General features: G+C 51.4%; 13 protein-coding genes and 3 pseudogenes. 3 read left to right on the forward strand and 13 right to left on the reverse strand.

Annotated features, from left to right (window positions below):
- The 10 genes and pseudogenes from DW947_RS20370 to DW947_RS20415 form a co-directional block, all read right to left on the reverse strand.
- Nucleotides 1-447, reverse strand: a pseudogene (locus DW947_RS20370) (mobilization protein); the annotation flags it as partial.
- Nucleotides 437-790 carry a helix-turn-helix domain-containing protein gene (locus tag DW947_RS20375; RefSeq protein ID WP_005856071.1) on the reverse strand — a complete coding sequence of 118 codons (354 nt, stop codon included), beginning with the start codon at nt 788-790 and terminating at the stop codon, nt 437-439. The pseudogene DW947_RS20370 and the gene DW947_RS20375, both read right to left, overlap by 11 nt.
- Nucleotides 791-1,042: 252 nt before the next feature.
- Nucleotides 1,043-1,447 carry a MerR family transcriptional regulator gene (locus DW947_RS20380; RefSeq protein WP_102408426.1) on the reverse strand — a complete coding sequence of 135 codons (405 nt, stop codon included), beginning with the start codon at nt 1,445-1,447 and terminating at the stop codon, nt 1,043-1,045.
- 3 nt (nt 1,448-1,450) lie between these two features.
- Complete coding sequence (locus tag DW947_RS20385) at nt 1,451-2,680, reverse strand: site-specific integrase (RefSeq protein WP_117678389.1); 1,230 nt, start codon at nt 2,678-2,680, stop codon at nt 1,451-1,453.
- Nucleotides 2,681-2,856: 176 nt separating this feature from the next.
- Nucleotides 2,857-4,173: pseudogene (locus tag DW947_RS20390) on the reverse strand (TraG family conjugative transposon ATPase); the annotation flags it as partial.
- The gene (locus DW947_RS20395) at nt 4,170-4,502 is read right to left on the reverse strand and encodes a DUF4133 domain-containing protein (protein WP_005809208.1); all 333 of its coding nucleotides are present in this window, start codon (nt 4,500-4,502) and stop codon (nt 4,170-4,172) included. The pseudogene DW947_RS20390 and the gene DW947_RS20395, both read right to left, overlap by 4 nt.
- Nucleotides 4,503-4,512: 10 nt before the next feature.
- On the reverse strand, nt 4,513-4,824 hold the full coding sequence (locus tag DW947_RS20400; protein ID WP_005809211.1) for a DUF4134 domain-containing protein: 312 nt from the start codon (nt 4,822-4,824) through the stop codon (nt 4,513-4,515).
- A 200-nt stretch (nt 4,825-5,024) separates the two neighbouring features.
- Nucleotides 5,025-5,741: a hypothetical protein gene (locus DW947_RS20405; RefSeq protein WP_005809212.1), complete on the reverse strand. Its 717-nt coding sequence runs from the start codon at nt 5,739-5,741 to the stop codon at nt 5,025-5,027.
- Complete coding sequence (locus DW947_RS20410; protein WP_255419346.1) at nt 5,738-6,019, reverse strand: DUF3408 domain-containing protein; 282 nt, start codon at nt 6,017-6,019, stop codon at nt 5,738-5,740. The genes DW947_RS20405 and DW947_RS20410 overlap by 4 nt, the downstream gene beginning before the upstream one ends.
- Entirely contained in the window at nt 6,000-6,353 is a 354-nt protein-coding gene (locus DW947_RS20415) for a DUF3408 domain-containing protein (RefSeq protein WP_005809216.1), read from the reverse strand. Before DW947_RS20415 ends, DW947_RS20410 begins: the two co-directional genes overlap by 20 nt.
- 216 nt (nt 6,354-6,569) lie before the next feature.
- Here DW947_RS20415 and DW947_RS21950 point away from each other — a divergent pair.
- Nucleotides 6,570-6,677 (forward strand): annotated as a pseudogene (locus DW947_RS21950) (IS110 family transposase); the annotation flags it as partial.
- Between the two features lie 2 nt (nt 6,678-6,679).
- Here the strand turns inward: DW947_RS21950 and DW947_RS20425 are convergent.
- The 3 genes from DW947_RS20425 to DW947_RS20435 form a co-directional block, all read right to left on the reverse strand.
- The gene (locus DW947_RS20425) at nt 6,680-7,120 is read right to left on the reverse strand and encodes a DUF3408 domain-containing protein (protein ID WP_032538179.1); all 441 of its coding nucleotides are present in this window, start codon (nt 7,118-7,120) and stop codon (nt 6,680-6,682) included.
- Nucleotides 7,121-7,122: 2 nt separating this feature from the next.
- The gene (locus DW947_RS20430) at nt 7,123-7,884 is read right to left on the reverse strand and encodes a ParA family protein (protein WP_005809222.1); all 762 of its coding nucleotides are present in this window, start codon (nt 7,882-7,884) and stop codon (nt 7,123-7,125) included.
- 84 nt (nt 7,885-7,968) lie between these two features.
- The gene (locus tag DW947_RS20435) at nt 7,969-8,172 is read right to left on the reverse strand and encodes a hypothetical protein (RefSeq protein ID WP_032538122.1); all 204 of its coding nucleotides are present in this window, start codon (nt 8,170-8,172) and stop codon (nt 7,969-7,971) included.
- Between the two features lie 421 nt (nt 8,173-8,593).
- Here DW947_RS20435 and mobA point away from each other — a divergent pair, with 421 nt between their 5' ends.
- Together mobA and mobB are read left to right on the forward strand one after the other, a co-directional pair.
- Entirely contained in the window at nt 8,594-9,022 is a 429-nt protein-coding gene (gene mobA, locus DW947_RS20445; protein WP_005809224.1) for a conjugal transfer protein MobA, read from the forward strand.
- The coding region (gene mobB, locus DW947_RS20450) for a conjugal transfer protein MobB (RefSeq protein WP_119958617.1) at nt 9,001-10,244 on the forward strand (1,244 nt) is incomplete at its 3' end. The genes mobA and mobB, both read left to right, overlap by 22 nt.

Raw genomic sequence — 10,244 nt, forward strand, 5'->3', positions numbered from 1 at the left:
GCCGATAATCTGTTTCCGCTTGTCGGGGGTCTGCTCTCTTAGCACGATGAAAACAAAATCGTCCCTGTCCTTGTCGGTAGGCAGTCCGGCAAGCCGCAAAATACGCTCCATGACCTTGTGGCAATGGTATTTGCTCTGCTCGGTATCTACATAGAGGATTTTCCGTTTGTTCGGTGGCAGGTATGCCGAATACTTCAGTACCTCGTCATTCTTCAACGCTGCCGCAACAATGGCGGAAATATTGAATGTCTTTTTGCTCTTGGCTTTGCCTGTGGATGCGCTGAAATTACCCAGCGTGCCAATGGTAGAGCCGTTCACCCAGAGTATTTCGGGCGGCACTTCGTAAGTGTCCGTCACCTTTAAATGAATGGTTTTCCAAAGGGCTGCGAAATCCTCTTTCTGCATGGTAACACCCTGCCCGGCTTCTTCTTTCCTCTTATTTTCCATAGTTACGGATTTTCCGGTTTGCGCTCTTGGCGATGGCGAGTGCCGCCTCGTCCTTGTCGTTCACCCTTTTTGCAAGGTTTTCCGCCCACGTGAGAAGCTCTTTCCGTGAGAAAAGCAATTTGTTCCCGTATTTGCGGAACGGCACTTCCTTTTTTGCGGTCAGCTTGTAGAGCCGTGCCTTTGAAATCAGAAAACCGTGTCGTTCCAGCACCTCTACCGCCACATCGGGCGTGAGGTTGTCGGGTTCGTTCCTCGGCTGGGTGAATCCTGCCAATGACTGGGAAACGGTTTCGCTCACGATAGCCCGGAGTTCTTCGGGCGTTGTCAGAATAATGTTCGTCATATTTTCTTCCTTTTTTAGTTATTACTTGGCTACCGTCATAGCCGTTGCAACCGGTTGATGCCGCAAAGGAAGAATAAAAGAAACCGATTATTCAATTACTAATCACTTGACACAGACCGGACAACTTGGGACAATGCAGGACATCCGGCAAGATTGGAGCGGGATAAAAAAAGGGACAAACGATGTATTGGTGATTTTGTCCTTCCAACACACCGTTTGTCCTATGTATGTTAAGTGATTATGCGAATGCCGCTATTTCACATCCTTTAACCTTTCAAGTTGGGAAACGACTTCTTTTATTACGAAATATTTGTTTCCCGACAGCCCTATGTCCGAACGGGATATGAAACCGAGTTCCTCCCACCGGGCTACGGTCTGCCTGCTCACGCCCGCCATTTTCGCCAATGTCTTTTGGTCTATCAGTTCCCTGCCCTCGAATACGGGGTACTTGTATTTACGGGTGGCATGGCTGAACCTTATTTTCTCTATCGCCTTGTCCACGTCTTTAACAGTAGGGGGAATATATGATTTCACTTGCAGTACGGCTTCTTCTATTTCGTAGCCTGCGTATTCGGGATTCTGCGCCAGTTCCCCGTAAATGGCACTGAAACATTCAAGGTGTCTAATCTTCACCGTCTTGGTTTTCTTGTTCGGCATGGCTCAATCGAATTTGGTTAATAACTGCGCATTCCTTATCCGCTCCTCCTGCTCGAAACTGGCGAGGTAGTTCTCCGTGATGGCAAGGCTTGAATGCCCCAAACTCTCGGATATGTAAGCGATGTTCGTTCCGCTGCGTTTTAAGACAGTCGCATAGGAATGCCGGGCGGAATAGGTCGTGAAACGTGGGACACCGACAGCTTGGGCTATTTTAGCCAAAGCGATGTTGCAACGGTGCGTTACCCGTCTGACAATATTGGAAATGACAAATTCGTCCTCCGTTTCTCTGGCGTACTTGAACAGGAAAGTATCGGGTTTCCCATCGTCAGGGTTTCCCCACCGTTTTATAATATCCCGCATTTCGGGAGTGAGTACCGCCCTTATTTCCCGTATATGGTTGGACGTGTGCGATGTCTTGGAGCGTACAAAGCAGATTTCACCGTCCACGATGTTCCCATACCGCAAGAAAAGCATATCCCTGAAATTGATACCGTTGCACAGGTAGGAGAAAAACCAAAAATCCCGGTACTTCTCAACGGTCTTGCTGCCCTTGTATGTCACGACTTTTTTTATCTGTTCCATCGTCAAGGCTAACTTTCGGCTGTTGCCGCTCGGAATCTCGTACTTCCCCCTGCCGAACGGGTATTGGGCTTCTCTTAAAATCCCGTTGCGTCTTGCGTCATTCACCACGCATTTAAGGGCTTTCATATAGAAATTTATGGTGGTGACGGTCTTGCCCTCGTTCCGCAGGAACTTGTCAAGGCGTGACAGCCAGTCCGCAGAAACCGCAGAGAACGGCACGCTGCCGCCTGCGAACCGTTCTATGCTTTTCAACGTGCTGCGGTAGTTATAATAGGAATTTACCTGCCCGTTGAGTTTGAATGCGTCTATTTTCCCCTGTATGGCTGTGTTAAGGGTTGTACCCGTACACCTGCCCAACCTCATGCTGAGCGCATCGAAACAGAAGTCCCCACGTTCCGCAAGGGCTTCCACTTGGCTTTTTATGATGGAGAAACTGTTTTCCACGCTTGCCCGTATCTCAATCAGTCTGCGGCTCTTGCTTTCGGCAAGGATTTCCCAGTCCTCTTTGGACAATTCCTTTCCGGTGGAATAATATTTCTGCTTGCGGTTGTGTATCACTTGTATCTTGACAGGGAACAGACCGCTTTTCTTCGCCCTACGTGCATCCAGTACCGATAGTACGGATATGCCATCTTTTGAATACTTGAACATAGGCTGCCTTGTTTATTGTTATACGTCTATTTTGTACATACGATTTGCATACAAAAATAGAGATTATCGGAAAAAACAGCAAATCAAAAGCCAAATCATTTTCCTAATAATCTCTAAATATCAGTTATTTATATACAAACTCAAACAATATAAAAATGGTAAAAATATAGGGTATTATTACGGTTGGTGGTGATGCCCCGCTTCATCGGCAGGTCAGAGATGTCGAGGTGCAGCGGCTTTCCCGTTAGCCTGTCCACCATCTTGATACCGAAGGGCGATAGCGAACTGCGGTAGTTAGTTTCCTCCGTAAAGAGGCACACAGCCTGCTCGATGAAGGTGTGGAAACTCTCTTCCGCCGGGAAGTCCGCCGCGTTGCCGGGCATCGCCGCCCAGTAGAGCGTCGGGCAGTCGATGGTGTTGTGGCGCGGCACGCACTCCATGCTCGCCAGCTGGCTGCCCACGTCGTTCTTGATATGTTTCAGTTCCTCCGTGTCATCGCTCCACGCCATGACGTTGAAGTGCGCCCGTACCGATGTCAGCCCGTAGGAATGGGCTTCGTTCAGGTACTGGTCTATCCACTCGCGGTTGATGCTGTTGCTCCGGCTGTATCGGGATAGCGACTGCATATTCCTCGCGGACTTCTCGAACTTCTGTAAATTTTCCTCGCTGTTGTCGATAATCACATACTGGTTGTAGATGTGGTTGCAGGAGAGCAGCAGCCCCACGGGTGAGGCGAAGGAGAGACGGCAGTCCGAGCGGTCGGTGGAGAGTTTCTCGTAGCGGATGTCGGTAGCCACCTTTCCGGGCATATCCTCCGCGTCGGAGAGGGTGTGCAGGCACAGGCGGTTGTCGCCGATGCGCATTTCCTTTGCCGAGAGGTCGATGTCCTGCAAGGTCGTGTCGCCTTCAGGCATGAGCGAGAAGTAACGCTCTATCAGCCCGGCGGACTTCTCCGTCCCGACAATCTCATCGATGGAGAGGCGGCGGAGTCTCACGAAGCCGCTGTCGTTCATGATGCGCTCGAACTGTTCAGCGGCCTCCATGAACTTCCCGGCGGTTTCCTTGTCCAGCTCCTTCGGGATGATATGCCCACGGCACAGCGTGCTGAAATTGCTCTGCATCCGGTTACGCTCCTTTGTCGTCTTGGTCAGGTAGAGGTAGCAGGAGTGTTTCAGGTACAGACGCTCGTTGAAGTGTCGTTCAAATGAACGGCTCAAGAAACTCATGTCGTCTTTCTGTAACTCCGGCTTGTAGCGTTCCTTGATGAACCAGTCCTGCTTATGCACGACGCAGAAGTCCGGCAGTACCTTGATAGCCTTGCACCAGCAGCCGTGTATCGCCTCGTACTCCGCGCCCGTCACGGTATAAAGCTCCGGCAGTTCCACCTCAAAAGCCACCGTGATGTCGGCGTCTTTGGAAATGATGCAGCCATGTTCCACAGCCAGCAGGGGGAACTTGTTTTCCAGTGTTGTCATTTTGGATGTATTTCTCATGTCGTTTCTTCCTTTCGTTGCCGTTTGAATAATCGGGTGATCCGCCGCCGGTTGATAAGGTATCGGGGATGGCTCCTTATAGCTCCTAATTTCATAAGCCCGTGTTCGCCGTACCGGGCGTTCAGCGCGAAGGTCTGCCATACGAGGACGGAAGACGATGCCGCGCCGAAGCCGATACATATCCACTGGTCGATGCCGACCATATAGAGGATGACGAACAGGATGAAGAGTGCCAGCAGGCCTCCGCAGAAGATGAAGAGGTACTGAGCCTTTAGACCCTTGAACTCGACCGGACGACCGATACCCTTGTTTATCGGGTATTCAGCCATACATTGTTTATTAAAGGAAGAATGAGCGCAGGATAGTCGCAGCTACAATTAAAAAAATACATGCGCCGAACCACGAGGCTGCGGTTTTCGAGGTATCCGGGTCGCCGGATGAAAACTTGCCATAGACTTTTACGCCTCCGATAAGACCGACCACCGCGCCGATGGCATAGATAAGTTTCGTGCCGGGGTCAAAATACGAACTCACCATAGAGGTGGCTTCGTTGATGCCTGCGATGCCGTTTCCCTGCGCAAATGCGGAGGCGGTTGCGGCAATCATAAGTGCCGCAGAGATGATGAACTTTTGTCTGATGTTCTTATTCATAAACTGTTCTTTTTGTGCCGTCCAAAGGGTGGATAGTCCTTTTTCGGGCGGTTGATACTTGATTACTTTACTTTGGTTTAGTGGTTGCCCGTTTGTTTCCACGGACTTGGGTGTGTCCGTTGCGGGTTGGCTGTACCTTGTACTGCCGTGCGCATGGTGTGATGCCGTCTTACGTTTTCATTTCCACTCTTTTTTAGCCGTTATACATAGTCCCGGATATTGAACTCGTCAATGTTGTCGGGTACGGTAAATTCCTTTTTCGGCTTCTTCAGCCGGACTTCGATAAGCCCCTTGATACGGATGCTCAGTTCCGTCGAGCCGGACATCAGTTTCTCGTACAGTTCCGTTCCTTCCATATCGGAGAAGACCTTTGCCGCACGTTCCCGTTCTGCCGTTGTCGCTTCCGGGTTCTTGGCTGCCCTGACCGCATCGTCTATCTCGTCAAAACTGCTTCCCGTAGCTCTCGGTGTGTCGGGCGTTCCGTCCTCCGGTTCATCCTCCCCGAACTCCAGTTCCGAAGGCGGGATGCTCGTGAAGGTTTCATCGAGTTTTTCCTCCGGGACTTGTGCCGGGTGGGACACGGTTTCCGTGTTTCCATCGTCAAAAGTAGCCTCTTCCTCCGACAGCTCAATGCCTTTTTTCGAAGTGGCGGCTTCTTGCGTCAGTATGGCAGCGGTTGTCCGGGTTGATGCCATCTTGAAATGGCTCCTGCCGATGATGTCCGATGTTTCTCCGGGAGGTGTTTCCCGTGCCGTTTCCTGCTTCACCTCCGTGCCGCCCAATGACCGCCAAAACCCGGCAATGCCTTTAAGGAAGCGGACGAATCTCGTTTCCATGATGCGGTCGTAGAGCAGCAGGAACAGGAACCACAGGTTGCAGCCGACCGATACGGTCAGGAGAATGTCAGTCATGTTCATAATTCTACTCTGGGGACTGCGTTTAACATACGGTTCAGTTCGTCACGGTGTGTACGGAGAAACTCGCTTACCACGTTCTCAGTGAAGTCGGCCATTGTGACTTCACCATCACCCAGCCAGCGGACAATCATGGCAACCTTGTCATGGGTCTCTTTGCTGATGGACACTTGTTTCCCTTCCCTTGCCTTGAAACCTGATTTTTTCAGGAAGGCACGATAATCATTCTTTTTTCTTCTCATTTCTTTTTCTTTTTGATGATTAAAATACTGCGTCGTAATTCCGGGCGTAAAGGCTCTTTATCGCCTCTTCGCACTGGTTGAAGTGGTGTGTAAGCACATGGTCGATGTAGGCGGACAGCGAAAGCCTGTCATGCCCGATTACACGGGTTATGCGCATGATGCGGTCGTGATACTCCGGGCGCACGTATGCCATCTTCCCCTCGCGTGCCTTTACTTCGGGTTCACGGATGAAAAGCCGTTCATAGTCCTTTTCTCTGCATTTGCCGCCTACCGGCACGGGCGACAGGATTTCCACACTCGCCTGCACTTGGGCAAGCAAACCTCCGCCGTCATGGTGCGGACTTCTGTTTTTCTGATTCTTTTCCTGATTCATATCCATTGTATATTATTTACTCTTTATACTTTTGCATAAACATTCAACATCAAAGTGTGGAATAAGACCGAGTATCCATTAGTCAAAAAGACCGTAGAATATGTTCTGCCCCCACACTTTTACATCAGAAACCGGATAGTTCAATGGGCTTTTGACCCCGCATTCGCAATGGTGGTTCAAGATGTATAGATGTTGTCTCAATAAATTGTTAAGACTATGACCTACGTTGGAATTGATGTCAGTAAGGCTACTTTCGTCGTGGCTTATTCTTCTGCCAAGAACAGTAAGACCAAGACTTTCAAGAACACGACCAAAGGTGTTCATATTCAAATTAAGTCTTCACGTTGTTTCTTGTACAGTTCGTTTATTTTCTCCTTGTGCTGTTCCAGATGTTGGCGCAGCACGGTGTCCACGTAGCCGCCTACCGAGATTTCCCGTCCGGCGATGTCATTCACGATTTTAAGAATCTTGCTGTGTACGTCCCGGCTGATATAGACGCACTGGCGTGTCTTTATCTCGTTGCGGCGGAGGAACAGACCGGAATAGTCGTCCTCTTGCCGTTTGCGGCGGGCGATGTCTTTCTGCACCTTCTCCCTTGACGGGGATGCCGTGGGCGGTGGTTCCGTTTCCGGGACGCTCTCTTCTTCGGGGGCAGGCACGGGCGGCTCCTGTGCGCGGTACAGAGTCCCGTCCTGCTTGCGCCTGCCGATGGAGGCTATCAACAGTTCCTCGTCAATGCCTTCGGTGTTCACTTTCCTGCTGCCCATGCTCATTGAGGTTTGATGATACGGCTGATTTCTTCCGAGAACTCACGGATACCGCTCCCTTTCAGAAGGGACACATCCATCGGGAAGATGGTAGAGCGGAATACGCTCTTGCGCTCTTCCGAGAGGTCACGCCGGAACTTCTTGCTGTCGGGCAGGCGGGTGGACAACACCGACAACCCCATTTCGGCAATCACATCTTCATACAGGTCGTACAGCCCGTTCTTCTCCCTGCCGTCCACCATCGTCCAGAACAGGTACAGCCCTTTTGTTTTCGCCTGCCCCGTCGTCATGAGGTTGTCACGGAACATCACTGCGAATTGCAGGGTGCTTTCCACGACAAAGCGGTCGGCACTCATGGGCGCGAAGATGTAATCCATCTGTGAGAGGGTCTTTACCACACCGTTGCTTTTCAGCGTTCCCGGCATATCGAAGAACACGATGTCCGGTTTCGCATCTTCTTCGGCAAGCATCCTTTCGGCATCGTCAAGGGCGTTGAGGGCGTCGCTTGCAATGACCGGATAGGCGTTCTTTTTTATTTTGCGGAAGTGGTCACACGCGAGTGCCTTGAAATAGAGGCTCTCGTCGATAAGTTTCGTTTCACGTTCACGCAGTCCGTGGATGCTGTGTTGCGGGGCGTCGCAATCTATGACGGCGACATTGTGACCTTGCACGTTGTGGAGGTAGCTGGCGGCAAGAGCCGTGACGGTCGATTTTCCAATACCTCCCTTTTGTGTTGCGAATGCAACGAAGATTTCATTACTCATGGTTCTATTGCTTTTAATGGTTGATAAATTGTTTTCCTGTTCCTGTACGGAAGCGGTGACATACATATCCGCGTCCGTGAATCATTATCCGGGCGGTCCGTCACGTATCCGCTTCAATGGCGAAGCCGGGATTCGGATAACCGGTGAATGACGGCATTGCGTCATGAAGTCATTGAATCCGTGAATCACCACGTCACTGGAAAACCGGGTATCCGACGGTTCGGATATTCGGTTTGGCAAATATCCGCCGAAGCGGTTTGCCGGGTATCTGAAAGTTCCTTTTTCCATATCTTCAAATCGTTCGTTTCTTGAATCATGCTGCAAATAAACAAGGATATTTTTGAATCTGTATCACTTCTCCGGCAAGTGGCAGCACGTTGCGCCGGTTGGCACTGATTGTCCGGGTCAAGCCTCTGTCCGATACCGCGTTAAGGGCGTAACTTTGCACCCGAACGGCAGGGTTCGCCGCAGGTGGCGCAGCCCGGGGTTTGAAAGGCATTCCCCCAATCCGTCCCCGACGGATTTTTATGTTCACCTGAACATAGCAAGGTATGTTTTCAGCCGCTCAAAATATTTTGAGCAGCCACGAAAACGCCTTGCCCTTGCAGGGGGGCGGGCTTACCCTCCGAAGTCGGGAAGCCTCTCAAACCTGCGGTGCTGTGCCTCGAAGCGGCGGCTTATGCCGTCAAACCGCTAAATCCAAAGTAATATGAGTGAAAAAAGAAGAAACAAAGGCGGGAGAAATCCCAAACTCGATCCGGCGGTGTTCCGCTACACCGTCCGTTTCAGCGAGGAGGAACACAACCGTTTCCTCTCCATGTTCGAGAAGTCGGGCGTTTACGCCAAGTCGGTCTTCCTGAAAGCGCACTTCTTCGGGCAGCCGTTCAAAGTGCTGAAAGTGGACAAGACGCTGGTGGATTACTACACCAAACTGTCCGATTTTCATGCGCAGTTCCGCGCGATAGGCACGAACTACAACCAAGTCGTGAAGGAACTGAGGCTGCATTTTTCCGAGAAAAAGGCGATGGCGTTGCTCTACAAGCTGGAGCAACAGACCGTCGAACTCGTGAAACTGAGCCGCCGGATTGTGGAACTTTCAAGAGAGATGCAGGAAAAATGGTCGCAAAAATCAGTGTAGGAAACTCGTTGTACGGCGCACTTGCCTACAACGGGGAAAAGATCAACGAGGCGAAAGGGCGGCTTCTGACAACCAACCGCATCTACAATGACGGTTCGGGGACGGTGGATATCCACCGGGCTATGGAGGACTTTCTCGCTCTGATGCCCGTGCGGTCGAAGGTGAAGAAACCGGTGGTGCATATCTCGCTCAATCCGCATCCCGACGATATTTTGACGGACACAGAACTTCAGGACATCGCACGGGAGTATCTGGAGAAGATGGGGTTCGGCAACCAGCCGTATCTCGTTTTCAAGCATGAGGACATCGACCGCCACCATCTGCATATTGTGACGGTCAGGGTGGACGAGGAAGGCAGGAGCATAGACACCCGGAATAACTTTTACCGGAGCAAGCAGATAACACGCGAACTGGAACGGAAATACGGGCTGCACGACGCGGAACGCAAGAACCGCCGTCTTGATACGCCGCTGCGCAAAGTGGACGCTTCTGCGGGCGACGTGAAGAAGCAGGCGGGGAATCTGATTAGAGAACTGAACCGCAGATACAAGTTTCAGACGATGGGCGAATACCGCGCCCTTCTTTCCTTATATAATATGACGGTGGAGGAAGCGCATGGCAATGTGCGCGGACGTGAGTATCACGGGCTGGTCTATTCCGTCACGGACGATAAGGGTAACAAGGTCGGTAATCCTTTCAAGTCCTCACTGTTCGGGAAGTCCGTCGGCTATGAAGCCGTACAGAAGAAGTTTGCCCGTTCCAAGCAGGAGATTAAGGACAGGAAACTTGCTGACATGACGAAACGCACCGTCTTTTCCGTGCTGGAAGGCACGTATGACAAGGAGAAGTTTGTTGCCACGCTCAAAAGGAAGGGCATCGACACCGTGCTACGCTACACGGAGGAAGGGCGCATCTATGGAGCCACGTTCATCGACCACCGCACGGGCTGCGTGTTAAACGGCTCACGCATGGGCAAGGAACTTTCTGCCAACGCCTTGCAGGAACACTTCACGCTGCCTTATGCCGGACAGCCGCCGATTCCGCTCTCCGTTCCGGTGGAGGAACTGGAGAACAGGCAAGGATATTCCGGAGGGGAATACGAAAGCCATTCCAGCGGCATGAACCTGTTTGCCCCCGAAGGTCCGGCAGTGGACGCTGAAGAGGAAGCCTTCATCCGGGCGATGAAGCGCAAAAAGAAGAAAAAACGCAAGGGCTTGGGTAT

This window comes from Bacteroides sp. AM44-19 (assembly GCF_003603395.1).
GTDB classification, from domain to species: Bacteria; Bacteroidota; Bacteroidia; order Bacteroidales; family Bacteroidaceae; genus Bacteroides; species Bacteroides uniformis.